The sequence below is a fragment of the Clostridium sediminicola genome, assembly GCF_050402865.1.
Classification (GTDB): Bacteria; Bacillota; Clostridia; order Clostridiales; family Clostridiaceae; genus Clostridium_AF; species Clostridium_AF sediminicola.
Genome location: NZ_BAABMF010000001.1, coordinates 594,734 through 621,155, shown reverse-complemented (window position 1 = coordinate 621,155; position 26,422 = coordinate 594,734). Strand labels below are relative to the sequence as shown.

30 protein-coding genes are annotated in these 26,422 nt (G+C 29.5%); 28 read left to right on the top strand and 2 right to left on the bottom strand.

Annotated elements, in window-relative coordinates; all coding sequences use genetic code 11:
• The first annotated feature begins 1 nt into the window (after window position 1).
• Window positions 2-643, top strand: a complete 642-nt coding sequence (locus ACQ3F0_RS03070; RefSeq protein ID WP_428863560.1) for an amino acid ABC transporter permease — start codon at window positions 2-4, stop codon at window positions 641-643.
• 43 nt (window positions 644-686) lie between these two features.
• On the opposite strand, the gene ACQ3F0_RS03065 is transcribed toward ACQ3F0_RS03070, so the two are convergent.
• Window positions 687-893, bottom strand: a complete 207-nt coding sequence (locus tag ACQ3F0_RS03065; RefSeq protein WP_428863559.1) for a hypothetical protein — start codon at window positions 891-893, stop codon at window positions 687-689.
• Window positions 894-1,002: 109 nt separating this feature from the next.
• On the opposite strand from ACQ3F0_RS03065, the gene ACQ3F0_RS03060 reads away from it, so the two are divergent.
• The 26 genes from ACQ3F0_RS03060 to yhbY all read left to right on the top strand — a co-directional run bounded on the left by ACQ3F0_RS03060 (window position 1,003) and on the right by yhbY (window position 24,261).
• Window positions 1,003-1,590 (top strand): DUF502 domain-containing protein, encoded by a 588-nt coding sequence (locus ACQ3F0_RS03060; RefSeq protein ID WP_428863558.1) that lies wholly within the window; start codon window positions 1,003-1,005, stop codon window positions 1,588-1,590.
• Window positions 1,591-1,683: 93 nt separating this feature from the next.
• Window positions 1,684-2,133 carry a hypothetical protein gene (locus tag ACQ3F0_RS03055; RefSeq protein WP_428863557.1) on the top strand — a complete coding sequence of 150 codons (450 nt, stop codon included), beginning with the start codon at window positions 1,684-1,686 and terminating at the stop codon, window positions 2,131-2,133.
• A gap of 390 nt (window positions 2,134-2,523) precedes the next feature.
• Window positions 2,524-3,102 (top strand): C40 family peptidase, encoded by a 579-nt coding sequence (locus tag ACQ3F0_RS03050; protein ID WP_428863556.1) that lies wholly within the window; start codon window positions 2,524-2,526, stop codon window positions 3,100-3,102.
• Window positions 3,103-3,297: 195 nt separating this feature from the next.
• On the top strand, window positions 3,298-4,095 hold the full coding sequence (locus ACQ3F0_RS03045) for an SPOR domain-containing protein (RefSeq protein ID WP_428863555.1): 798 nt from the start codon (window positions 3,298-3,300) through the stop codon (window positions 4,093-4,095).
• 295 nt (window positions 4,096-4,390) lie between these two features.
• The gene (locus ACQ3F0_RS03040; RefSeq protein ID WP_428863554.1) at window positions 4,391-4,966 is read left to right on the top strand and encodes a Maf-like protein; all 576 of its coding nucleotides are present in this window, start codon (window positions 4,391-4,393) and stop codon (window positions 4,964-4,966) included.
• A 10-nt stretch (window positions 4,967-4,976) separates the two neighbouring features.
• On the top strand, window positions 4,977-5,663 hold the full coding sequence (gene radC / locus ACQ3F0_RS03035; protein ID WP_428863553.1) for a RadC family protein: 687 nt from the start codon (window positions 4,977-4,979) through the stop codon (window positions 5,661-5,663).
• An 18-nt stretch (window positions 5,664-5,681) separates the two neighbouring features.
• On the top strand, window positions 5,682-6,749 hold the full coding sequence (locus ACQ3F0_RS03030) for a rod shape-determining protein (RefSeq protein WP_428863552.1): 1,068 nt from the start codon (window positions 5,682-5,684) through the stop codon (window positions 6,747-6,749).
• 5 nt (window positions 6,750-6,754) lie between these two features.
• The gene (gene mreC, locus ACQ3F0_RS03025; protein ID WP_428863551.1) at window positions 6,755-7,606 is read left to right on the top strand and encodes a rod shape-determining protein MreC; all 852 of its coding nucleotides are present in this window, start codon (window positions 6,755-6,757) and stop codon (window positions 7,604-7,606) included.
• Window positions 7,607-7,615: 9 nt separating this feature from the next.
• On the top strand, window positions 7,616-8,122 hold the full coding sequence (gene mreD, locus ACQ3F0_RS03020; protein WP_428863550.1) for a rod shape-determining protein MreD: 507 nt from the start codon (window positions 7,616-7,618) through the stop codon (window positions 8,120-8,122).
• Window positions 8,123-11,269 (top strand): penicillin-binding transpeptidase domain-containing protein, encoded by a 3,147-nt coding sequence (locus ACQ3F0_RS03015; protein ID WP_428863549.1) that lies wholly within the window; start codon window positions 8,123-8,125, stop codon window positions 11,267-11,269. It abuts the gene before it with no gap.
• A 297-nt stretch (window positions 11,270-11,566) separates the two neighbouring features.
• Complete coding sequence (gene minC, locus ACQ3F0_RS03010; protein ID WP_428863548.1) at window positions 11,567-12,196, top strand: septum site-determining protein MinC; 630 nt, start codon at window positions 11,567-11,569, stop codon at window positions 12,194-12,196.
• 16 nt (window positions 12,197-12,212) lie between these two features.
• Window positions 12,213-13,007 carry a septum site-determining protein MinD gene (gene minD, locus ACQ3F0_RS03005; RefSeq protein ID WP_428863547.1) on the top strand — a complete coding sequence of 265 codons (795 nt, stop codon included), beginning with the start codon at window positions 12,213-12,215 and terminating at the stop codon, window positions 13,005-13,007.
• A 65-nt stretch (window positions 13,008-13,072) separates the two neighbouring features.
• Window positions 13,073-13,345 carry a cell division topological specificity factor MinE gene (gene minE, locus ACQ3F0_RS03000; RefSeq protein ID WP_428863546.1) on the top strand — a complete coding sequence of 91 codons (273 nt, stop codon included), beginning with the start codon at window positions 13,073-13,075 and terminating at the stop codon, window positions 13,343-13,345.
• Between the two features lie 76 nt (window positions 13,346-13,421).
• Complete coding sequence (gene rodA, locus ACQ3F0_RS02995) at window positions 13,422-14,531, top strand: rod shape-determining protein RodA (protein WP_428863545.1); 1,110 nt, start codon at window positions 13,422-13,424, stop codon at window positions 14,529-14,531.
• An 11-nt stretch (window positions 14,532-14,542) separates the two neighbouring features.
• Entirely contained in the window at window positions 14,543-14,920 is a 378-nt protein-coding gene (gene mgsA / locus ACQ3F0_RS02990; RefSeq protein ID WP_428863544.1) for a methylglyoxal synthase, read from the top strand.
• Between the two features lie 162 nt (window positions 14,921-15,082).
• On the top strand, window positions 15,083-15,574 hold the full coding sequence (locus ACQ3F0_RS02985; RefSeq protein WP_428863543.1) for a hypothetical protein: 492 nt from the start codon (window positions 15,083-15,085) through the stop codon (window positions 15,572-15,574).
• Window positions 15,571-16,491, top strand: coding sequence for a M50 family metallopeptidase (locus ACQ3F0_RS02980; RefSeq protein ID WP_428863542.1), 921 nt, complete (start codon window positions 15,571-15,573; stop codon window positions 16,489-16,491). The genes ACQ3F0_RS02985 and ACQ3F0_RS02980 overlap by 4 nt, the downstream gene beginning before the upstream one ends.
• Window positions 16,492-16,561: 70 nt before the next feature.
• A complete protein-coding gene (locus ACQ3F0_RS02975) occupies window positions 16,562-18,424 on the top strand; it encodes a TIGR03960 family B12-binding radical SAM protein (protein WP_428863541.1) in 1,863 nt (620 codons plus the stop codon).
• A complete protein-coding gene (locus ACQ3F0_RS02970) occupies window positions 18,375-19,112 on the top strand; it encodes a TIGR03936 family radical SAM-associated protein (RefSeq protein ID WP_428863540.1) in 738 nt (245 codons plus the stop codon). Before ACQ3F0_RS02975 ends, ACQ3F0_RS02970 begins: the two co-directional genes overlap by 50 nt.
• A 189-nt stretch (window positions 19,113-19,301) precedes the next feature.
• Entirely contained in the window at window positions 19,302-19,907 is a 606-nt protein-coding gene (locus tag ACQ3F0_RS02965; protein ID WP_428863539.1) for an exonuclease, read from the top strand.
• A 34-nt stretch (window positions 19,908-19,941) separates the two neighbouring features.
• Window positions 19,942-21,387: a ribonuclease E/G gene (locus ACQ3F0_RS02960; RefSeq protein WP_428863538.1), complete on the top strand. Its 1,446-nt coding sequence runs from the start codon at window positions 19,942-19,944 to the stop codon at window positions 21,385-21,387.
• A 126-nt stretch (window positions 21,388-21,513) separates the two neighbouring features.
• A complete protein-coding gene (gene rplU, locus ACQ3F0_RS02955; protein ID WP_428863537.1) occupies window positions 21,514-21,825 on the top strand; it encodes a 50S ribosomal protein L21 in 312 nt (103 codons plus the stop codon).
• A gap of 5 nt (window positions 21,826-21,830) precedes the next feature.
• Window positions 21,831-22,172: a ribosomal-processing cysteine protease Prp gene (locus tag ACQ3F0_RS02950; RefSeq protein ID WP_428863536.1), complete on the top strand. Its 342-nt coding sequence runs from the start codon at window positions 21,831-21,833 to the stop codon at window positions 22,170-22,172.
• A 2-nt stretch (window positions 22,173-22,174) separates the two neighbouring features.
• Complete coding sequence (gene rpmA / locus ACQ3F0_RS02945) at window positions 22,175-22,477, top strand: 50S ribosomal protein L27 (RefSeq protein ID WP_428863535.1); 303 nt, start codon at window positions 22,175-22,177, stop codon at window positions 22,475-22,477.
• 209 nt (window positions 22,478-22,686) lie between these two features.
• A complete protein-coding gene (obgE, locus tag ACQ3F0_RS02940) occupies window positions 22,687-23,958 on the top strand; it encodes a GTPase ObgE (protein WP_428863534.1) in 1,272 nt (423 codons plus the stop codon).
• A 12-nt stretch (window positions 23,959-23,970) separates the two neighbouring features.
• Complete coding sequence (gene yhbY / locus ACQ3F0_RS02935) at window positions 23,971-24,261, top strand: ribosome assembly RNA-binding protein YhbY (protein WP_428863533.1); 291 nt, start codon at window positions 23,971-23,973, stop codon at window positions 24,259-24,261.
• Window positions 24,262-24,403: 142 nt separating this feature from the next.
• Here yhbY and ACQ3F0_RS02930 read toward each other — a convergent pair whose 3' ends face one another.
• Window positions 24,404-25,492: a PRK06851 family protein gene (locus tag ACQ3F0_RS02930; protein ID WP_428863532.1), complete on the bottom strand. Its 1,089-nt coding sequence runs from the start codon at window positions 25,490-25,492 to the stop codon at window positions 24,404-24,406.
• A 265-nt stretch (window positions 25,493-25,757) separates the two neighbouring features.
• Between ACQ3F0_RS02930 and ACQ3F0_RS02925 the strand changes: the two genes are divergently transcribed.
• Complete coding sequence (locus ACQ3F0_RS02925; protein WP_428863531.1) at window positions 25,758-26,294, top strand: DUF5317 family protein; 537 nt, start codon at window positions 25,758-25,760, stop codon at window positions 26,292-26,294.
• The last annotated feature ends 128 nt before the right edge of the window (window positions 26,295-26,422 follow it).

Sequence of the window (26,422 nt, the reverse complement as noted above, 5' to 3'; positions counted from 1 at the left end):
TGTGTCGTATTTAACTAGTATTACTTTATTCATATTAAAAGGGAGTATATTGACTTTACAAATATATGCTGTTACTATGATATTTTCTATTCCATTAGGTTTAGTGTGTGCTATGGGAAAAATATCAAAAATTAAATTCTTAAGATTTCTATTAGGCATATATACAACTATTGTTAGAGGAACACCATTATTGTTGCAACTTTATTTTACTTATTTTGGGCTATCGGTTGTAGGGATAAACCTGAGTCCATTTATTGCTGCTGCAATAACATTTATTATAAACTATGCTGCTTATTATACTGAAATTTTTAGAGGAGGATTACAATCTATTGATAAAGGACAATTTGAAGCAGCAAAAACTTTAGGTATGGATTATAAACAAACGATGAAAAGAATAATTATACCACAAACTTTTGCGAGAGTGCTTCCTCCTATTAGTAATGAAGCAATCAATCTAGTTAAAGATACTGCGCTTGTGACAGTTATTGGAATGCCGGAAATTCTTAAAGCTGCAAAAGAAATATTGAATAGAGATTTTGTTATTACTCCTTTTGTTATTGCTGCAGCTATTTATTTATGTTTAACATTTGTAATTGTTTATATATTTAGAAAATTAGAAGAAAAATATGTGAAGTATATTTAATAAATTTAAAAAAGTATTGCGAAGTTATATTCGCAATACTTTTTTAATCATCTATTTCACAAGTGTAAGGATACACTTCTGCTACAGATTTACCAAGTTTTAGAGCAAAATTATCTGCATCAATTTCTTCGATAACTTTTCTATCTTTAAATACTTTAGAGTTCCAAATTTGACCATCTTCAGAAATTAACAGTTCTGCTGGATATATAGAACCGTCATCAAATTTAACTTTTCCTTTTTTCCATTCCATAAAAAAACTCCTCTCAAAATAAATGTACAGTAATATTATTTTCTTTTTTCTAATAAATATGATATATTGATTTTAGTAATTATTACAAAATGCTTTCAGGGGGAGTAACATGAAACAAATAAAAAATTTATTTATAACTGGACTAGCTACTACGTTGCCGCTAGCAGTTACATATTATATTATTAAAACAATTTTCTTGTTCATAGATTCTTTTTTAAAAAAAATAATAGTAAGTGTTGTTGGAGACTATTTTCCAGGAGTGGGCTTTCTTTTAACTATAGGAATTATTTTGTTAATTGGATTTATTGCTAATAATGTAATTGGAAAAAAGACTTTTGATTATGTAGAAGAGATGATTAATAAAGTTCCGATTATAAATTCTGTATATGCATCAATAAAAGAATTAAGTAAAACTTTTTCATCTTCCTCTCAAAATAAGTTTTCGAATGTTGTAAGTGTTGAGTTTCCTAACAAAGGAATCCAAAGCATAGGATTTATTACAAATGAAAACTTAGTATTGAATAATCACGAAAAAATATCTGTTTTTATACCAACTACACCTAACCCAACAAACGGTTTTTTGATTTATGTTGATCGGGAATCAGTTAAAAAATTGGATATAACTGTAGATGAAGCAATAAAGATGGTAATATCTATGTCTACACTTTTACCAAAAGATTGTAATAGTAAAAAATAATATAAAATAAATAGAAAAATACCAATAATTAGAATTTATATTGATATTGTTGCATAAATTTAGTAATGTAATTATTAATATGGAGGTTTGTGAATGGATTCTAATTATAATGAAGAAGTGGATAGAAATGTTGATTTTGATAGTGAGTATGAAATGATGCCTATGCCAATAGTTCCTATGTTTATGCCTGGAATGAATATGGGCATGATGGAAAACGGAATGAATCCCGAAATGATGAGAGCGTATAATTTTCAGGATATGGGGATGTTCCCTATGATGCCACCGCAAATGGCAGGTTTAAATTTCCCGGATTTTTATGATGAAGAGATAACAGAAGATGATTCATCTGAATTACCACGCAAAAAAAAGCAAAAGAAAGAAAAGTATGGTTATCAGAAACAAGTAAACAGAATATTAAATCAAATTAAAAGATACAATCCTGGTGTATTCAGATATTTGAGAATGTATGGAGTGCCTTATTATGCTGCTGAAAGGATTGTAAGAAGAGTTATTAGATTAACTTTAATGTATTCAGAATATTAAATTATTTGATTATAAAAATGGCCTTTCATTATTAAATGAAAAGCTATTTTTATTTTTGTATTTTGCAAAAAGATATCTTTACAACAACTATACCAAAGAAAAGCTTTTATACTGTAATTTGACAAAGAATGTATACATATATATAATAATAAATATGTGTACCATTACATAAATGGTTTAATTTCTATTTCCAAAGATGTTTTGGTTATATTGTAATGTACAATTGATAAAGGTTTATAGAGTTTTCTATTTAACTATTAAATTATGCAACTATCAAAATGTTAAAATAAACTATGTTGAGAAATGTATAATTATGGTTTTAATTAAGGGATTCTATAGTTTCATAACACTGGTTATGTACAAACTGTAAGTAACGTGGGGAGGAAAAAAATGTATAAGTACTGTCGCAAGGTATTGCTATCTGTATTTTTTTTGATGGCTATGTGTGTTATTCTAGGTATGGGTTCAAAGACTGCTAAAGCTGACGTTATTAACAACAAAGTTAAAAGTAAGATTATGCTGTCTACAACTCTTAATACTGAGAAAGTATTAACTGTACCAGAGTCACTGGTTGAGCGAACGATGATGTCAAGAGGAAAAACATTAGGTGCAAGCATCATTGAGTATTCTTATAATTTTCTAGGCCGACCTTATGTATGGGGAGCTTCTGGTCCAAGCTCATTTGATTGTTCCGGATTTACTTCTTATGTTTATAAAAAATTTGGTTATAATCTTGGTCATTACACAGGTTACCAATGGCAAATGGGAACTTCAGTTTCAAGAAAAAATTTGCAAATGGGTGATCTAGTGTTCTTTAATACTACGGGATCTTATTCACATGTAGGAATTTACATAGGAAATGGTAAATTCATTCATGCGTCTTCTGGAGGAGATGTGGTCAAAATTAGTAGTTTAAGTGAATCATATTATAATTCAAGATTTTGCGGTGGTAGAAGAATTATTAGTTAAAATTTATTTTGATATTTTTAATAGACCTAGATTTAGGTCTTTTTTTTGTGTTTTATTTTAAAATTGTTAAATGGAATGATTTGTTTCGTATTTTATTTCAATTGTGGCTATCATTATAAAAAGTAATCATATTTTTATAATGTGATTAATAATTATTATATAGAAGAGATGTTGCATGAATAAGGGGGTCATACAATGAAGTACACAAGATACAATATGAATAAAGGGAAAAGTAACTCTACAACTATTCTAATATTTATTGTAGGAATAATATTAGTATCTATATTACTAGGAAGCATACTTTCAATATTAATGAAAGACACTTCCAATAAGGGTGTTGATAATAAGGATACGACAGTTAATGAAATAGAGGGAGCTTCTACTAATGATGGTGGAGAAACTACTTCTACTGGACAACCTATTATTAAAGCTATTGACGATACTAAAGAAAGTAAGGATACTAATAAGAAAGAAGCTATTTTAGGAAATGAGGGTGCTTTCGTGATACTTCAATGTGGAGCTTTTAGCAACCAAGAGAATGCTAATAGTTTAAAAGGTCAACTAGCTGGGTTTGGAGAGCCTTTTATTGTGAAAGTAGGGGATATTAGTAAAGTGGTTTTGGGTGTATATAGCTTAAACGATGTTACAACTATAAAAGATAAATTGGAAAATGCTAATATGGAATTTAGTTCAAATAATATTACTTTATCTACTGAAAATAAATGTGATAAACAAATATCTCTTGTTTTAAATGGTAATCTAAAAATTATTTCTGAGATAGAACAAGATGGAGCTAGCTCAGTAAAAACTAAAACTATCAAAGAATGGTTGAATACATTAGCTGAAATTGATAAATCAGAAAAAAACTATAATGATTTGAATGAATTGAAAGATTATACATCAAAGTTGCCAGAGGCTATAACGAAAGAAAATTTAATACCAATAAAAGAGTACTTATATAGTTTTATTATTAAATTTGACGAAGGGGTATAGGACTAAAAACCAAAGGATAATTATTTCCTTTGGTTTTTAATGTTTATTTGGATAAATCCATCTTAATGATGAAATAAAGTTATTAACTTTTTGAAAAAACTTTTATAGCTACTTGTTTAAGATTTTATAAAATGATAAACTATACTAGAAAAAGATATATTTATGACAAACAATTTAACGTAATGCCAATAATTGATAATGATAGTATAAACTACAAGTGTTATTTCCAAAAAATACGAATACAATTAAAAATTAGGTTTATACTTTAGATAAATACAAACTTAGGAGTGATACCTTGAAAATCATTTTAGCATCTGCTTCTGACAGAAGAAAGGAACTTTTGTCTAGAATTATTGAAGACTTTGACATAATTTTTAGCGAATTTAATGAAGATTCTGTAGATTTTAAAGGTGATATTGGGCAATATACTATTGAACTTGCAAAAGGAAAAGCCCTGGATGTATTAGAAAAAGCTAAAGATAATTCTATTATCATTGGATGTGATACTATAGTGGCTATAAATAATAAATTGTTGGGTAAACCCAAAGACGAAGATGAAGCTTTGTATATGCTCAGAATGTTGAGTGGAAAAACACATCAAGTATATTCTGGATTAGCTATTATTAATTCTTCTACAAAGGAAATATATACTGACTATGCATGTACTGATATAACATTTTCTGAACTTTCAGACAGGGATATTTTACGATATATTAAATCTGGAGATCCTATGGATAAAGCCGGTGCATATGGAATTCAAGGCATTGCAGGTGTATTTGTAGAAAAAATAAATGGGTGTTATTATAGTGTAGTAGGACTTCCAATAAATAAATTGAATAAGTTATTAAAAGGGATGGGGGTAAATCTTTAAGGAGGTAATTATGAACAAAAGCCTTAAAATTACTGATTTACCTTGTAACGAAAGACCAAGAGAGAAAATTATTAGATATGGTGCCGGTGAACTTTCAAATAATGAGCTTTTAGCAATTGTTTTAAGGTGTGGTACAAAATCAGAGAACATTATTAATTTATGCAATAGACTGCTAAAGAAATCTGGTGGTTTAAATGGATTATTTGATTTAACTTCTGAAGAGTTTATGGAGATTAAAGGAATTGGAGCTGCAAAGGCAGCTCAACTTTTAGCAATAGCAGAACTTTCAAAAAGATTTAAGTCTTTTAAATCAGGAGATGAGATGAAAATAAAATGTCCAAAAGATGCAGCTGATTTATTAATGGAAGATATGCGATATTTAAAGGAAGAGCATCTCAAAGTGATTTTGTTGAATACAAAGAATATTGTGATTTATATTAAGGATGTTTCGATTGGAAGTATAAACTCTTCAATTGTTCATCCAAGGGAAGTTTTTGTTGAGGCAATAAAAAGGAGAAGTGCAACTATATTAATATGTCATAATCATCCTTCTGGGGACCCGACCCCTAGTGAAGAGGATATTAGTATAACAAGAAGATTATTAAAGTGTAGTAATATCGTAGGTATAGATATCCTAGATCATTTAATTATTGGTAACGGGAAATATATAAGTTTAAAAGAAAAAGGAATGCTTTAAATCGAAAGGAGAAAAACATTGGGACTATTTGGAATTTCAAAAGATATGGGAATAGATTTAGGAACAGCAAATACACTAGTTTTTGTAAAGGGAAAAGGGATAGTAATTAGGGAACCTTCTGTTGTTGCTATAAATAAGACAAATAACAAGGTGTTAGCAGTAGGTGATGAAGCAAAGCAAATGATAGGTAGAACACCAGGAAATATTGTTGCAATTAGACCTATGAAAGATGGTGTAATTGCTGATTTTGATGTTACTGAAGTTATGTTAAGAGATTTTATAACTAAGGCTATAAATAAATCATCTTTTGCAAGCCCTAGAATTGTAGTGTGTTATCCATCAGGAGTTACAGCAGTTGAAAGAAGGGCGATAGAAGAAGCGACAAAGAATGCAGGAGCTCGTGAAGTTAAATTAATTGAAGAACCAATGGCAGCAGCTATAGGTGCTGGATTACCTGTTGAAGAGCCTACTGGAAGCATGGTTGTAGACATCGGTGGCGGAACAACTGAAGTGGCTGTGATTTCACTAGGTGGAATAGTTACTAGTCAATCTTTAAGAACTGCTGGAGATGATTTGGATCAAGCGATTATTATGTACATAAAAAAACAATATAGTCTAATGATTGGTGAAAGAACTGCAGAAGCTATAAAAATAAATATTGGTTCAGCTTATCCAGTAAAATCAGAATTAAATATTATTGAAGGAGAAGCAGCTGTTGATTCTGAGAGTTCATATTCTGATGAAAAAAATATGGATATTCGAGGTAGAGATTTAATAACTGGGTTACCTAAAGTTATAACTATAAATGAAGGTGAAATAAGAGCTGCATTAAAAGAAACAGTTGAAGCTATAATAGAAGCTATTAAGGCTAATTTGGAGAAAACACCTCCTGAATTAGCAGCTGATATTATGGATAAAGGTATTATGTTAACAGGTGGAGGTGCATTATTGAGAGGTCTTGATAGATTGATAAATAAGGAGACTCATATGCCTGTAAATATTGCAGAATCTCCTCTTGATTGTGTTGCAATTGGTTCGGGTGGATATATTGATATTATTAATAAAATTGGAAGAAAGAGAAGATAAGGGGAATGATTAAGACATTGTTGAAGCATAAACTGACAGTAACTGTACTTGTACTGTCAGTTACCTTTTTTGGAATAATAATTAATACAAAAGATAATGATAAAAAAAATTTTATAGAGAACGGTATTGGTGCTGTTATTAACCCAATTCAAAAAGTGTTTTATAAAGCAAACAATATTGTAGTTAGCAATTTTAAATTCATAGTAAATTTAAAGGAAATAAAAGAAGAAAATAAAGCCTTAAAAGCAGAAATTAACGAACTTAAAAATAAGTCAATGAATTATGATGCTTTAGTTTTAGAAAATGAACGTTTTAGAAAAATGACTCAATTTATGAATCAAAGGAATGAGTATGAATATATTGGATGTGACATTATAGGAAAAAGCGGAAATGATTGGCTTGATGGATTCATTATTAACAAAGGATCGAACAATGATTTGGAAAAGGGAATGGTTGTAATAACTGGAGAAGGATTAGTTGGTCAAATAAATACCGTGGGTAGTAATTGGGCTATGGTACAAACACTAATTAATGAAAATATAGCAGTTGCAGCTATTGTTAATAGTACAAGAGATAGTGATTGTATTGTTAAAGGTTATAGAGACAATGGAGATGAGCTTCTTGCTAAGTTATATTATTTATCAATTGATTCTGATATTAAAATTGGAGATGTTGTTACCACTTCAGGATTAGGTGGAGTATACCCTAAAGAGATTGTTCTAGGGACAGTAATGAGCATAGAGGAAGACAAGAGTAAACTTTTGAAAAGCGCTTTAATTGAACCAGCGGTTGATTTCAAAAAGCTTGAAGAGATTTTTGTTGTGATTCCTAAAGAAAAAAGAAATATTAAATATTAAGGTGATGTTATGAAAAAGATTACTGTGGTAGCTATGTTAGGGTTGGTTTTTTTTGGTTTAGATAACGTCTTTTCTCCATTTTTAGCAGTTAGTGATGTTTATCCAAGCTTGTTATTTTCTTTCTCAATATCATACTCGATTATTAATGGAAAATGGGAAGCGCTATCAATAGGGATTTTTAGTGGAGTTCTTCAAGATACTTATTTTACAAATATATTTGGTATAAATATATTAAGTAATATGTTGATGTGTATTTTAGCTGCAAAAATAGGTGAATTGATATATAAGCATAAAGTAATTGTCCCTATAGTGATTAATTTTTTAACAAGTATTATTAAAGGGATAATTGTAGTATTTTTGCTTTTTATAGTAGGACAATATACAGATAATAGTCTTATTTTGTATAGAGGATTATATACAGGATTAGTATCCTTTTTAATGTATAAATTTGTTTATTATTTAAGCACTAAAAATTTTATGGAGAAAAAATGGAATTTTAAAAAGCGAGGATATTAAATGAAAAAAAAGTATAATAAAAAGAAAAAAAAAGAATATAGGTACTTTTCATTTAGTGTGATTGTGTTAATGATATTTGTAGCAATCATATCTAGGTTAGTATTCTTACAAGTGTATAAAGGGGAATATTATCGAGAGGTGGCTGTTAACAGAACCAATAGAGATTTTGAAGAAATTGCACCAAGAGGCTCCATATTTGATTCAAATGGGGTTGTTCTTGCTCAAGATGTTCAAGGTTTTTCGGTTACATATACGAAAACAGAAGAAAGTGAAGAAAATTTTTACGAGACGATGCGAATTTTATTTGAAATTCTTGATGAATATGATGAAAAAATTGAAGACAATTTAGCTTTAAAGATTGACCCTATAAGATTCGAATTTAATAGTACTAATATAAAAACTATAAGATCTAGAGAATTGAGATTTAAGAAAGATAGAGGACTTGATGACTTTTTTGCTAAAAATAACATTATCCCTGGTATTGATGATATAAATGATTTTAAAAATGTAAGTAAATTAAGTGATGAAGAAAAAAAATTATTAAATAAGCTAAATGGGGAATTGTTAAAATTCTCTCCACAAGATACTCTTGATTATATGGTGGATTTTTATAAGATAAATGAAAATGTTGAAATTTTAGACAAGAAAGAATCGTTTTACAAATTATATAAATTATTAGAAACAGACGAGTCAAAAGAGCTGGCCAATTTATTAAAAAAGTACAATGTTAATAGTGATATAAAAGAAGAATTAATAGATGAGTTGTTTGTTAAGTTATATAACAAAGGTGATGATAATGACCTTGTAAGCTTATTAAATAAATTCAGTATTGATGTAGAGAAAACGAGTGATGAGGATAAACGAAAATATCTTTTAGTACGGGATGACATGAGAATGCAGAGTTTTCAAGGGAATAAATCTGTTGTAATAGCTGGGAATATAAAAAAAGAAACTGCACATATAATTATGCAAAGGTATGATGAACTTCCTGGAATTGAAGTTAAAATTGATATGAACAGGGTTTACCCATTTAATGAATTAGGCTCTAATTTTATAGGTTATTTATCCAAGATAAGCCCTTTGAAGAAAGAAGAATTTGAAGAAAAAGGATATAACGTGAATACTGATTATGTAGGTTCATCCGGAATAGAGGGAGCACTTGAATCTGTATTAAAAGGAACTAAAGGAATAATATTTGCAGAAATTAATAAGCAAGGAAGGATTGTAAGGGAAGTGGCTGAAAAGCCAGCTTATCCAGGAAATGATGTAAAACTTACAATTAATGCAGATTTGCAGGCTGTAGCAGAAAAGGCTTTAGAAGAAGCTCTTGTTGCCCAGCAAGGAAAAGGAATTCATGGTGGCGATAAAGTTGATACTTCAAATGCTACACGAGGGGCAGCTGTTGTAGTTGATGTTAATACTGGGAAAATATTAGCTATGGCAAGTAAGCCTGGATATGATCCAAATCTTTTATCTACTCCTGGGATGCTTACTTCAGATCTTCAAAAATATTATTTCAACCCAGATTTAGAGGAAATGGGTACTGCCTATGTAGAAGAACTATTGAAAAGGAGTTCTGCATCAAGGAGTGTTTATGATGGGTTAACAATAGAAGAAATAGTAAATAAACTTTTTCCTTTGGATCAGTCAATAGAGGGAAATACAACTATTAGACAAGATAGTTTTGACTTATTCCCTAAGCCTTTATTTAACTATGCTACTCAAGCGTTATTACCTCCTGGATCTACTTTTAAACCATTGATGTCAGTAGCTGCGTTAGAAGAAAATGTGGTATCAGCTGGTGAGAATATCAAGGATCGTAAATATTATTTGGAGTATGTAGCTAATAAGAATCTTAAGAAAAATGCTAGTCTTCATCCTGGTCAAACTTTTAATATAAAGGATGCTTTAAAGGTTTCAAATAACTGGTTTTATTATGAAATGGGAAGTAGATTATATGAAAAAGCTAATAGAAATAATGATGCAAATAAAGGCTTTGATTCTATTGCAAAATGGGCATGGAAGTTTGGATTAGGTGTTGAGCAAACAGGAGAACCTTATACAGGTATAGAAATATCTGAAAAATATGGCCAGGTGTATAATTATGAAACTAATAAAAATATTGCAGTTGCTATAAATTTGGATAGTTTGTATAATCGCTTTTTAACTAATGGGTATAGTATTTTGCGTAACGAAAAATCTTTTGAACCAATTGATTTAAATATTACATCGAAAGATGAAGAAAATGTTGTAAGTGTTAAAAGTGAAATAAAAAATAAAGTAACAAGTTATATGCAAGATGGTATAAAAAGTAGTGGTTCAATTATTAATGAATTGAAAACTTTGCTCAATGAATTAGTTAGTGTAGATAAAAATCTAAAGAATAAATTTGTTGATAATTATAAGGAAAGTGGAGGAAATCCTCTGGAAACAGAAGCTTTAAATAAATATATTTCAAATGAAATAAAAAGTATATCGTATGCTATGTACCTTTCAATAAAAAATGCATGGGATGATACAAATAATGTAAATAGTTTGATAAGTGCTTCAATTGGCCAGGGTATTAATCAATTTACACCCCTTCAACTTGCCATTTATGCAGCTACATTAGCTAATGGTGGTACTAGATATGAAGCACATTTGGTTGATAGTATTATTAGTCCAGATGGAGAAATAATTGAACAATATGAACCGAAAGTTTTAGAAGAAGTAGCTATTAATGATTCTACACTTGCAACAGTTAAGGAAGGTATGAGGAGAGTGGTAAGCGAGCCAAGAGGAACTGCGCTTTCGGCTTTTAAAGGTTTTCCTATAAAACATGCAGGTAAAACGGGTTCTGCTACATTTGCATCTTATCAAGACAAAATAGGCAGGACATCATTTGGTACATATATAGGATATGCACCTCTTGATAACCCAGAAATAGCTGTTTCGGTGGTAGTGTTTGATGGTGGTCATGGTGGTGAAATAGCTGGAGTAGCAAGAGCGGTGTATGAAGAATACTTTAAAGACACCTTAAAAACGCAGTATCCAAATTATGTTCCAACATATAATTATGTTACTGTTTCTGATGAATCTACTGAAAGAGAAAATACTGAAGCTGACGAGAATCTTGAATTAAATGAAAGTATAGAATCAGACGAATAAAACCCTTATAATAGGGTTTTTTCATTTTATTTCAAAAGGTAGTTGGTTTTTAATTTAGATAATTAAATCCTGTTGTTTAGATAAACATGTCAGAATATTAATGTTATAATAGAAGATATGAAAATAAACACTTATAGCAAATAAAATAACTTAAATATACAAAAAATAGAAAGTTTTTTAGACTGATTATATCAGGATAACTTATTTTTGTTAAATTTCCGTAAATATTTATTAAAATTGAAGGAAATCGAGATAACTTGTTGAAATAATTAGATATGGCAATTATGGAGGATTAATATGGGAAGTGATGGATTAATAATTAAAGGCAATAAAGATGGCTTAAATGCAGTTATTGATATGAATAAATACAGAGATTTCCAAGATATGTTAGAAACGTTAACTTTGAAATTGTCAAATGGTAAAAAGTTTTATAAAGGATCAACTTTAAAAATTACTGCAGATTTAAAACAGTTAAATGAGAGAAATATCATAAACTTAAAAAAAGTACTTTTTGAAGAATTTTTAATTAAGGATTGTATTCTTGAGGATAAAAAAGAAAAAAGTAAAAGGAGTTTTTCAGGAGTCTATGAAGGTAGGACTAAGTTTATAAGGAAGTCTGTTAGAAGTGGACAAATCATTCAATATAACGGAAATTTAGTTATTGTTGGAGATGTAAATCCTGGTGCAGAAGTTTATGCAGGAGGAAATATAATGGTTTTTGGTGCGTTGAAAGGTAATGTTCATGCTGGTTTTAATGGCAATAGTAAAGCAATTGTTGTTGCATTTAGTTTACAACCTCAAATTCTAGATATTGCAGGAAAGTTAACTATAGCTCCTGATGGAGAAAAACCGGGCTATCCAGAAATTGCAAAGATTAAAGGTGACACAATCGTTGTAGAACCATATTTGCTTGATAAATACATTTAATACGGAGGGAAAACAGATGAGTGAAGCAATCGTAATAACATCAGGAAAGGGTGGAGTTGGAAAAACAACAACAGCAGCAAATGTTAGTACAGCCCTTGCGAAATTAGGAAAAAAAGTAGTAGTAGTAGATGGAGATACTGGCCTTAGAAATTTAGATGTGCTAATGGGATTAGAGAATAGAATAGTTTTTACTCTGTTGGATGTAATCGAAGGACGGTGTAGATTAAATCAAGCTTTGATAAAAGATAAGAGAATTAAAGATTTATACTTGTTACCTACTGCTCAGACAAGGGATAAAAGTGATGTTAGCTCATCGCAAATGCTGGGTTTAGTTAATGAATTGAAAAAAGATTTTGATTATATCATAATAGATTGTCCAGCAGGAATAGAACAAGGTTTTGAAAATGCTGTTATTGGTGCGGATAGAGCTTTAATTGTTGTTAATCCGGAAGTTACATCTGTGAGAGATGCTGATAGAGTTATTGGAAAATTAGATGCAAAAGGACTTGATAATCATCAATTGATTGTAAATAGACTTGATTATAAGATGGTTAAGAAAGGTGAAATGTTAGATGTATCTGATATTATAGATTCGTTAGCTATTAAGTTAATTGGTGTTGTCCCAGCTGACGAACAAATAACTATAGCTACTAATAAAGGTGAGCCTGTAGTTTTGAATGATAAGGCTTATGCAGGAATAGCTTTTTCTAATGTTGCTAAAAGGATTGAAGGGGAAGAAGTGCCATTTATTCCTTTAGAATCAGAAGATTCAGTTTTAGTAGCGACTTTTAAAAAAATATTTAGATTGTAATATTATAAGTGATATAAGATTTTTTGTTTAATTATTAATTCAAACCCATAATTAAGGAGGTTAAAATGGATTTATTAAAAGTATTCTCTAGCAAGTCTTCAAAAGATGTTGCAAAAGACAGATTAAAATTAATTTTAATTCATGACAGAGCAAAAATTTCACCAGCACTTTTAGAAATGATGAAATCAGACCTTTTAAAAGTTATTGAGAAGTACATGGAAATAGATAATGATGATGTAGAGGTTAGATTAACTGATGCAGAAGATATTAAAGGGAGTTTTCCGGCATTAGTTGCTAGTATTCCTATAAAAGAAATGAAAACCTTAGAAATTGAATAATGAGTAAATTTAGTATGAAGTATATAAATTCATCCCTCTTTTATGATATAATCTTATTGGTATTGGAGGGGTGAAAGTGTTTGAAAAACTAACAATAAATAAGAAATTAAGAAAACACTTGGATTACGGACTTATAATGGTAGCGTCTTTGATAGTTCTATTTGGGTGTGTAAATATATACAGTGCAAGAAAAACAATATACTATGCAAAACTTCAACTAATATGGCTAGTATTAAGTTTGATAGTAATTTATATAGTGTTGTTAGTTGATTATAAACTTATTATAAATTATGTGCCAATTATTTATTGGTCTGGAGTAGTAATGCTTGTGTTGAATGACTTTGTGTTAGGTAAAACAACAAAAGGTGCTACAGCTTGGATTAAACTTGGTTCGAGAGCAATACAACCGTCTGAGTTTGCAAAATTAGGAATGATATTGATGTTAGCTCTTCAATTAAAAAAAATGGAAGGCAAGATTAATGAACCTAAGAATTTCTTTAAACTTGTTTTATATGCAATTATTCCTATGTCGTTGATTGTAATACAACCAGATATGGGTATGACTATGGTTAGTTTTTTTATAGTTCTTGGAATTTTCTTTATTTTTGGTTTAGACTTGAGAGTTATTTTTGGAGGTTTTGTAGGGTTAACAGTGTTGATTCTTGTCTTATGGAACTCGTCACTTATGCCTAATTATTGGAAAGTTAGATTAACATCTTTTTTAACACCTGAAAAATATAGTTTAACGTCTACTTTTCAATTGTCTCAATCTCTTGTTGGGATAGGATCTGGTCAAATTTTTGGCGAAGGATTTACTCAAGGTAAGCAATTAGAGATGAATCTTATACCGGAAGCATTTACAGATTTTATATTTGCTGTAGTATGTGAAGAATGGGGTCTAATAGGTGCTTTGTTTCTTTTGTCTTTGTATTGCATCTTAATATTTAAAATGATTAAAATAGCAAAATCATCTCAAGATATTTTTGGTGCAGTAGTTTGTGTGGGGGTTGTATCTACTTTTGTATTTTCGTTAATACAGAATATTGGAATGACTATGGGTATTATGCCTATCACAGGGATTACTCTACCGCTTATGAGCTATGGGGGTAGTTCATTGCTTTCAAATTTTATTGGGATTGCATTAGTATTAAATATAGGAATGAGGAAGAAAAAAATCGTATTCTAGGGGGAACAGTAATGAAAATAGCATTAATAGCTCACGATGGAAAAAAAGATGAAATGATTGATTTTGTAAAAAGGTATCGTAATGTTTTTGCAGAGCATGAATTGTTTGCAACAGGTACAACTGGAATGAAAATTAATGAAGCGACAGGTCTTGAAATAACAAGATTTTTATCTGGTCCATTAGGGGGAGATCAGCAAATTGGAGCTAAGGTAGCTGTTGGAGAAATGAATATAATTATTTTTTTGAGAGACCCATTAACTGCTCAACCACATGAACCTGATGTGAGTGCATTGCTAAGATTATGTGATGTACATTGTATACCCCTTGCAACAAATTTAGGATCAGCGGAAGTTGTTGTTAAGGCGTTAGTAACCAAAAGAGATGCATAATTAAGGAGAGCTATAGGCTCTTTTTTTTATGCCCTTATGTCATATAAGATTACTTTTTAAAATATATATATTATGTATAGATAAAATGCTAAGTAGATTATTTATACAAATCAAAATTCATAATGCACTATGAGAGGAAAACTAATAGAAGGGATGGGGATTATGAGTCACTACAACACTGAATACGATAACTATTATAGAAGTTTGTCTGGAGATAAAAATATGCCCTATACTAGTGGAAGAATTGGTAATGGCAACTATGCTGGAGAAAAGAAAAATAAAATAGGGCGAAGAATAATTCAGGAGTTTACAGGAACCTTGATTTTATTTGCTATTGTTATTCTATGCAAAATATTTGTGACACCTCAAACGGCTGCAGTTTACAATTATGGTAAAGAAATCGTTAATAATAGCTATAATTTTACGTTAATTGAAGAGAAGTTAAAGGAAATAAAAAATGACCCATCTAAGCTGGATATACAGCTGAATATTGAGCGATGGATAAAAGGAGTGAAAGATAATCCTTTAGATTTAGATAAGATAAAAAACAAATTTAGAGAAAAATTTTCTATACAATTCGAGGATAGTATTACATATAATGAAAATAATGAGATTGAACTTTCTTTGACACAGATTCTGGAGGTTTATAAGTGATTAAAATAAATAAATTGTTTATTCCTTATATTGCCGTTCTTTTAATCTTAGGATTTAAAGGCAATATAACGGTATCACTATTTTTCGTAATTCTTCATGAAATGGTACATTATTTAGTAGCTAAGAAATATGGATTTAGTGGATTTTATTTAGAAATCAAACCAATTGGAACTATATTAAATTTAAAGGACCTAAATGATGCAGACCCTAGGGAAGATTTTATAATATCTATCTCTGGACCTATTTTTAATATATGTTGTGGATTGGTTTTTTTTATTATAAATTTTTTTTATAAATCTGAACTTATTTACATTTGTTTTTCAACTAATATCGCATTAGGTTTATTTAATTTATTACCTGCATTTCCATTAGATGGTGGGAGGATTTTTAGAGATATATTAGCACAAAAAACTCTATATAAACGTGCTAATAGAATTACAGTTAAGATAAGTATGTTATTTGGTATTTTGGTGATATTCATATTTTCTTTTTTGATGCTTTTTGGGTCATACAATTTTTCTATTTGCGTAATAGGCATATTTATAATTTATGCTTCTTATAAAGAAAAAGAAAGGATTGTTTATATTATTATGGCAGATGTTATAAGAAAGAAAACAAAATTTTCGGAGAAAGGTTTTATTGAGAACAAAAGTATTTCCATCCATTTCAAAAAAGATTTATTAAAAGCAATGAGTATTTTAGATAAGAACAAATATAATATTTTTTATGTTCTTAATGAAGAAATGAAATTATTAGATATTATTTATGAAGAGGAATTGATTAAAGCTTTGAAATGTTATGGTAACATAACAATTGAAAATTACATTAAAATTCTGAAGAATGTCAATGATAATAATGAAATGGGTAAATTATCAGAAAAAGCATTAGAAGAATGGGAACATTGGTCTAATAATTAGAGGGTTTTTGTTTACTTTTAATAACATTGTGATAAAATAAGGAATGTAAATAAACAGAGGAGGACTAATAATGAACAGAGTATCTGATGATATACTATTTAGGGTTGAAAAACCTGCAAGATATATTGGAGGAGAGCTGAATTCTTATATAAAGGATAAAGATAAAGTAGACATAAGATTTGCTTTTTGTTTTCCAGATGTATATGAAGTAGGTATGTCTCATCTAGGAACAAAAATTTTATATTATACACTGAATAAAAGAGAAGACACTTATTGCGAAAGGGCATTTGCTCCTTGGCCTGATATGGAAGAATTAATGAGAGAGAATAATATTCCAACCTTTACTTTGGAAACAAAAGATTCCTTGAATGATTTTGATTTTGTAAATTTCACTCTTCAGTATGAAATGAGTTATACTAATATTTTGAATATGCTAAATATGGCCAATATTAATATAAGAGCTTCAGAAAGAAAAGAAGATGAACCTATAGTTATGTGTGGTGGTCCATGTGCTTATAATCCTGAACCTTTATACGATATTGTAGATTTATTTGCAATTGGTGAAGGTGAAGAACAATTAAATCAACTTATGGATTTATATAAAGAGTGTAAAAACTTAGATTTAACGAAAAAAGAGTTTTTAAGAAAAGCTACAAAAATTAGAGGGATTTATGTACCAAGTTTATATGAAGTTACTTATAACTCAGATAATACAATAAAAGAATTTAATCCTAAATTTGATGATGTTCCAAAAAAGGTTTATAAAGCATTTATAAAAGATTTCAATGAATCTGAATTTCCGGATAAATTAATAGTGCCTTATACTGAAATTGTTCATGATAGAGTTACCTTAGAAACATTTAGAGGGTGTACTAGAGGATGTAGATTCTGTCAAGCGGGTATGATTTATAGGCCTGTTAGAGAAAAGAAAACTGAAAAATTAATTGAACAGGCTGAACAACTGCTAAAGGCAACAGGGTATGATGAAGTATCTCTTGTTTCATTAAGTATATGCGACTATTCAGATGTACAGAATTTGGTTTTTTCTTTAGTAGAAAAATTTGGTGAAAAGAAAGTGGGGATTTCACTTCCATCTATTAGAACTGATTCTTTTTCAGTTGATTTGGTTAAGGAAATCCAAAAGGTTAGAAAAACAGGATTAACTTTTGCGCCAGAAGCAGGATCTCAAAGAATGAGAGATATTATTAATAAAGGTGTAAATGAGCAAAATCTTATGGATTCATCTCTTGCTGCTTTTAAAGCAGGATGGTCAACTATAAAACTTTATTATATGATAGGGTTACCTTACGAAAAAGAAGAAGATGTTCTTGGAATTGCAGATTTATCAAGGAAAGTTGTTGATCAATATTATAGTATTCCAAAAAATGAAAGAAAAAAAGGGCTAAAGGTAACTGTTTCAACTTCAATATTTGTACCAAAGGCGTTTACGCCATTCCAATGGGCACCGCAAGATAAAATGGATGATGTAAAGGGAAAAATAAGATTGCTAAGAGATTCTATAAAAAGCAGAGCTATTACTTATAATTGGCATGAGTCACCAGTTAGTTATATGGAAGCTATATTTGCTAGAGGAGATAGACGTCTTTGTGATGTACTTATAAAAGCATTTGAAAAGGGAGCAAGATTTGACGGATGGGCTGAACATTTTAATTTTGAAATTTGGAATGAGGCTCTTGATGAATGCAGAATAGATCGTGATTTTTACGCATGCAGAGAAAGAGAGTATGAAGAAATTTTACCATGGGATTTTATAGATATCGGGGTTTCAAAAGCTTTCTTGATAAAAGAAAATGAAAAAGCAAAAATGGCAGAAATCACTCCTGATTGCCGTGAAAAATGTGTTGGCTGTGGGGTTAATACTAATGATGAATTTAGAAATGGGGTATGCTTTGAAAATGCGATACTTGATTAAATTTACAAAAGAGAGCAATATCAAATTTGTCGGACATTTGGAATTAATGAGAACAATTCAGAGAATTGTTAGAAGAAGTGAAGTGCCAGTTGAATATTCGTATGGGTTTAATCCGCATATTATTATGTCTCTAGCACAACCCTTATCTGTAGGGGTTTATTCTAAAGGTGAATATTTGGATCTGTCTTTAGTTGAAAAGGTTCCTGAAAAAGAATTGATCGAAAAGTTAAATAATGCAACAACTCCGGGTATAAAATTTTTAGATGCTTTAAGAGTGGAAAATATTACCAATCAAAAGAAAAAACCGCAAGCGATGGCTGCTGTTGAAATGGCTAATTACACAATAAAAGTTAAGTGTAATAATGAAGATATAGTAAGCGATGAGCTGAAAAAGATGACTAAACTATCTGAATGGAATATAACTAAAAAGACTAAAAAAGGTAGTAAAGAGGTAAATATTAAGCCGATGCTGCATAAACTTGAATATAAAGTTGAAGATAACATTGTAATTTTTAAAGTTTTATTAGCATGTGGTAGTAAATCAAATTTATCTCCAAAATTGTTATCTGAATTTATATTAAATAATACTTCTTTTGGAAAAGAAATTTCTTTTATTGAGATATTTAGACATGATATGTTAGCGGCAAGAGAAGGAAAGTTAGTATCATTAATTGAATATATGAAATAAAATGATAAATAGGTAAAAATTAATTATGTATTATAAATTATGAAGTTTGCTTCTCATATTTAAGAGCCTTGGATAACCTTGGTTCTTTTATTTTGTGCTGTGTTAGAGTCATAATGGAAACTATTTAACTTTTAGGGTATAATTATAAATAAAGTTTTTAATTGAATCTTTGAAGAAAAGAGGATATATATGAGTTTTTACATTATAGATAAAGATGACATGATTTTTATACCTTTTGACATTTTAGCAATTGACTTTGAATTTGTATCTACGAGAATAATTAAGAATAAAGCGAAAAGGTATTTACAAGAAATTGTGGAAATTGGAGCTATATTAAAAAGTGATTTAGGTGAATTTGAATACACTACTATTGTAAAACCTAAGAACTTCATTGAATGTAGAGAAAAAGAAAATAAATGTATTTATGCCAGTAGGTTTTCAATGGACGAAATAAATAATGGAATAAGTCTTATGGAGGCAATTGATAATCTAGAAGAGTACTATACACCAAATGAGACAGTGTGGATATCTTGGGGGATTGTAGAATATAGGATTTTAAAGAATTTATGTGAATCCTATAGATTTAAAGTTCCTTTTTTATATGATGATTACTTAGATTTATCAGAAGAATTTAGAAGGTTTTATAATCTTTCACATAAAGTATCTTTAGATAAAGCTTTAAATATGTTGCACATAAAATCTTCAATAAGGCATTTTGCTTTAGAAGATTCAAAATTATTATTGAAAATTTTACATAAGATGTTTATAGAAGGTTATAGAATAGGCGAGGAATGACAAAAAAGAAAAGACTAATAAATGAGGTGGTTATTTGGAAGAAATATTTATCGAAAGATTAAATAATAATTTAAGAATTGCTCTTAGAGAATTTGGTAAGTTAAAAGAATGTTTATTTGAAGAAGAGTTTAACGAACCTAGTCCAGGTCAAATTTATATTGGAATAGTAAAGGAAATAGTTCCAGCTATAAATAGTGCTTTTATAGATATAGGACATAGTAAAAATGCGTATATGTTCTTGAATAAAAAGTCTAAAAATATAAAAACTGGAGAACATACAATTGTAGAAGTTATGAAAGAATCTATTGGGGATAAAGGAGCAAAAGTAACAAATAAAATAAGTATTCCAGGTAGATATGTGGTACTTATAAGTAATAAAGGGTTGAGTTTTTCAAAAAAACTTTTGTCTGAAGATGATTATATAGGGTATATTTCTAAGAAAATAGATTTGCCTCAAGATGCAGGCGTAATGGTGAGAACAAATGCACTTAACGTTGACATAGATGCTATTAATAAAGAGGTAGGAGAATTGAATAACATTTTTGAAAGAGTTCTACGTGAGGGTAAGTTTTCTTTAAGACCAAGATTACTATATGATTGTGGAGGAATATTGGGGAGAGTACTTATTGACATATTAGGCAATAATACTGGGAAAGTTACAGTTAATAACAAAGATGATTATAATTATATAAGTGAGTTTGTTATTGGAAAACCCGATTTGGATGTTGAAATAGAATTGTATTCTAAACCAGTAGATTTATTTTGCAAACATAATATAGAAAAAGAAATTTTATCTTTAAGAAATGCAAAAGTACCTTTAAAAAATGGGGGTAATATAATTATTGAACGCACTGAAGCTATGCATGTTATTGATGTGAATTCGGCTTCTAGCACAAACGAGAAAGATATGGAAAAAACTGCTTTTGATACAAATTTGAATGCTGCGAAAGAAATTGCTAGTCAAATAATGCTAAGGAACTTAAGTGGAACAATAGTTATAGATTTTATTCGAATGTCTAATTATTCAAATATGAAAAAGGTGGTATCAGCTTTAATTGAAGGATTCAAATATGATAAGAAGAAAACAATCATTTATCCACCAACAAAACTGAATCTTGTACAGATTTCAAGAAAGAGAAGGGGAAAAACCATATATGAATATATTGAGGATGAATGTGGGCTTTGTAGAGGAAAGGGTAGTCGAGTTAAAGTAGAATATCTTCTTCATTTAATAAAAAATGAATCAATAGCTTTTAAAGAAAAATTTGAATTCCAAAATATATACATTGAGCTAGATGAAGTTTATAAAAAGGATATACAAGGGAATGTTTTAGAATTTATTAAAGCATTAGATGCTTTTGATAAAACTGTTTATGTTAATTTTATACAAAACTTAGCTCATTATAAAGTAGAGCCCTTATTATTTAATAGCCAAATAAAAAAGATTGAGCATCTGAAAATATATGATTGTAATGATTAAAATTTCCTTTACAAATATTATTCTCTGTGATACAATGGCTTTTGTAGGCCGCACACTCTGGGTTTTTATTAAAACATTTTAACAAATGTACCTTATTGTGGCGAGACTGGTTAGGGAGGTGTTTTAATGTACGCTGTAGTAAAGACAGGTGGAAAACAATACAAAGTTCAAGAAGGCGACGTAATATTCGTTGAAAAACTAGATGTTGATGCTGAATCAACTATTGAACTAAACGAAGTTCTTGCAATAGGTAACGAAGGAGATTTCAAATTTGGAACTCCAGTAGTAGAAGGTGCTAAAGTTACTGCTAAAGTTTTAAAGCAAGGAAAAAACAAAAAAGTTGTTGTATTCAAGTATAGACCTAAATTAGACTATAGAAAAAAGAACGGTCATAGACAACCGTACACTAAGTTACAAATCGAAAAAATCGAGGCGTAATTGTAATGACAAATGTCTTATTTAAAAAAAGAAATGATAGAATAATTTCTTATACTGCAAGTGGTCATACAGAGTATTCTGAAGAAGGATATGATATAATTTGCAGTGCTATATCTGCCATGAGTTATACTACATTAAATGGTTTAATTGATGTTTTACATATGGAACTTATTCAAAACCAAGATTTCTTTATTGAAGAAGAAACAGGTTATTTGAGTATAAATCTTGAAAATAGATCAGTTGAAGATATAGAAAAGAGTCAAGTCTTGTTGGAGACTTTACTTTTAGGTTTTAAAAGCATGAAAAGTTACGAAAAATATATAAATGTAATAGTTGAGGAGGTGTAAATATGTTATTAATGAACCTTCAGTTATTCGCACACAAAAAAGGTGTTGGTAGTTCTAAAAACGGAAGAGACTCTGAATCTAAAAGACTTGGTGTTAAATGCGGCGATGGACAATTCGTATTAGCAGGACATATCTTAGTTAGACAAAGAGGAACTAAAATCCATCCAGGAGAAAACGTTGGTAGAGGTGGAGACGATACATTGTTTGCAAAAGTTGATGGTGTCGTAAGATACGAAAGACTTGGCAAAAGCAAGAAAAAAGCTAGTGTGTATCCAATCGATGTTCAAGAAGCTATAGCAGAATAATTATAGGCACCCGTAAGGGTGCTTTTTTACTCTTTATTAATGCTATTTATAAAAGAGTTCATCTATTAAAGTACAAATAAATTTATATATTATTATAAAGAGATGAATTATGTGCTTAGCAAATCAAACAAATGTTAAACCGATTAGAATTAAACATATTATAATTTTCTGAGTTTTTGGTAAAATTATAATCAAAGGCGGTGTATAAAATGTTCTTAGATAAAGCGAAGATATTCGTAAAATCAGGTGACGGTGGTCACGGATGTATTGCCTTTAGAAGAGAAAAATTTGTATCTAGAGGTGGCCCTGAAGGGGGAGACGGTGGAAAAGGCGGAAGTGTAATATTAGTTGCAGATAAACAACTTACTACTCTTTTGGATTTTAAATATAAAAGAAAATTTGTTGCTGAACGTGGAGTAGATGGCGGCAGAAGCAAGTGTTCAGGTAAAAAGGGTGAAGATCTAATAATTAAAGTCCCTGCAGGTACAGTAGTTAAAGATTATGAAACCAAAAAGGTTATGGTAGACTTAGCTCATGACGGAGATGAGTTTGTAATCTCAAAAGGTGGTAGAGGTGGTAGAGGAAATCAACATTTTGCTACTCCAACTAGACAGGCACCAGAATTTGCTGAGCCTGGAATGCCGGGAGAAGAAAGAGAAATTTTCTTGGAACTGAAACTATTAGCTGATGTTGGATTGTTAGGTTTTCCTAACGTTGGTAAATCAACTTTGATTTCTACCGTTTCAAAAGCTAAACCTAAAATAGCTAATTATCATTTTACAACATTAAAACCAAACTTAGGCGTTGTAAAAGTAGAAGGAGCACCGGCGTTTGTAATGGCAGATATCCCAGGTATTATTGAAGGTGCGTCAGAAGGGATTGGTCTTGGATTAGAGTTTTTAAGACATATTGAAAGAACTAGATTATTAATACATATAGTTGATATATCAGGTGTAGAAGGTAGAGATGCTATAGAGGATTTTAAAAAGATAAATCAAGAACTTTACAATTACAATATTAAACTTACTGATAGACCGCAAATAGTTGCAGCAAATAAAAGTGATATGTTATTTGATGAAGAAATTTTTGAAAACTTTAAGTCTGAATTGAATAAAATGGGTTATAAAAAAGTGTTTAAAATATCTGCTGCTACTAAACAAGGGGTAGAAGAACTTATGAAAGAAGCGGTAAATATGCTTTCTCAAATACCTGTTAAAGAGCTTGAGTATGAAGAAAGTGATATGTTTATACCAGAAGAGAAGAAATTTACTTATGAAATAAATATTGAAGATGGTATTTATGTTATTTCAGGTAGTTTTGTAGATAGAATTCTATTGAGTATAAATATAAATGAACCAGATTCATTAAGATATTTTCATAAAGTATTAAAAAACAAAGGTATAATGGATGAATTAAAAGAAATGGGAATTCAAGATGGAGACATTGTAAGATTAAATGATTTTGAGTTTGAATTTATGTAAGGAGGTGTTACTATGTTGACAAACAAACAACGTAGTTATTTGAGGGGTCTAGGACATAAGATGCAACCAATTTTTCAAATTGGTAAAAATGGTCTTGAAGACAATTTCTATAATCAAGTAGATAAAGCGCTAGAGGCAAGAGAACTTATAAAAATAAAGGTTTTAAATAACTCAGATTACACTGCAAGAGAGGCTTCTGATATTATTTGTGAGGAAGTTAATTGTGATGGAGTTCAAGCTATAGGGAATAAGTTTTTAATTTACAGACAATCAAAAGATAAGCAAAAAATTGAACTACCGTAATTAGGAATAACAACCTCAACTATAAACTATGATTCTTGATGTTTATCTATAGTTGAAGTTGATTTTCAAGTACTAATAATTGAGCTAAATATTAATGGCTACAGATTTTTGTAGCTTTTTTTGTTTTTTAAGTTTTATATTATTATTCATATTTTGATAGTTTATATATAAGTTCTTCTCGTATCTCATCAATTTTACTAAAGTCAATAGCGTTAATATAATATTTTTCGAGTTCATCATGTATTCCTTTTGATGTTTTTAGGTATGAATTCCCCAATCCTATATTTGATTTATATCGTAATTTGATATTATCTAACTTTTCTTTATATTTTTCATCCGTACCAGGAACAATTAGTTCTTTATACATATCTATTATTTCGTCATCATCTCTAGAAGGAAAATATTCATGAGGAGATGTTGAATCAAAAATACATACGTCTAATTCTCTTAAAATAATCATATCTAAACTATCTGGATCAAAACCACAGTGATAAATTTCAACATTAAAACCGTCTGAAATAGCTTTATTAGCAAGCTTCTTAAGCAAAGTAGATTTTCCAGAGCCAGGACGTCCTTTAAGGAAATATCTTTTTGATATTTCGCTAGTTAAATTTTCTATAAAATCTACAGGACCTTTAGGTGTTGCGGCGCCTAAAAATCTATGTTTAACAATTGGGTTTTGATAAATTTTTCTATCTTTAATCAATAATTCTATCACTTTTTCTGATAATTTGTCAGCTTTATTAAAATTCATATTATCAATATATATTTTTTCCCATTCATCGTGAATAGCTAAAGCTTTTCCATAGTATGCATAAGCGTTTTTATAACAGTCGCTAATTCTACAATTTAGATCAATAATTTTCGCTTTTGCAAGCTCAAGTTTGCTTGAATCCCATGAGACTCCTAGATTCACGTACTCATCAATTGCGCCAGGTGCAGTTGGTTCAATCACATGTGGTGATGTGCCATCTACAATAGCAATTTTGCGATTTGTATTTATTATGCCATCTAATGAGCCATTATCAGAAGGGCAATGTATATATTCTATATTACTCTCGGTTTTAGCCCAAAGATCACCAATTCTCTTTATTAAAGTAGATTTACCTGTTCCTGGACCTCCTTTTAAAATGAATACTTTTCTTAAGCCTAATAAATTGTTGTCAAAAAGATTAAAAAAACCTTTTGCAGTATTTCCACAGGCATAGTAATTAATTATATTTCTAGTCATTTTTTCACCCTTATTCTATTATTGATAATTTCCTTATTAATAAAGTATGTATTATGTAATTCTAATGTGAATATTCTTAGAAATGAACTTAGAATTTAAAGTCCTTTTTTGTTAAAAAAAAACAAGTTTAGATAATTTATAAAAAAGCTTGGCAAATTATAATAAAATTAGTATAATATTAATTGAGGGTTGTACGTGAGTATAATTAAATTTAATACTTAAATTAAAATATTAATATGTAAACTATTTGATTGCGAGGAATATTATGATTGAATCGTTACTTTTAGCGCTTTTGGTAGCTAAGCTAAAAGGGTACAAGCTAAAACCTTTATTTAAATCTTGGGCCTTTTATCCTGTATTGGTATATGAAGTTTTTTATATTTTTCTAGCTATAACAATTTTCATGGAAGATTATAGATTTGTAAAATATGCAAAAATATTTACTACACTTCATTTATTATGTTTTCTGATCTTGATTGTAAAATACCAACTTTATAAAAGTTCAGTTATAGGATCAATATCTATTTTTATTGGAAGCGTTTTGAACAAAATTGCTATTGCAGCTAATGGTGGTAAAATGCCAGTTTTTCCTACTTTGTCATATTATACTGGTTATTCAGAAAAGGGTGCGTTTCCCAATGTAGATAACATACATATTTTAGGGAGTAGTTCCACTCAGGTTAAGTTCTTAACAGATTACATTGATTTAGGGTATACAATTTTAAGTATTGGAGATATTTTTATTCACTTCTTTTCATTTGTTATAATTTTCAGTGCGATTAGGCAATTGAATATGAAATAACATAAAAAAGTTAATACTAATGGTAATAATTTAATAATTAAAAAAACTTCATGTTTAACAATTTGATAAATGATGGTATAATTAGTACATAAATGAAGTGTAAAATGTAGAACATTGTTAAAGGAGAA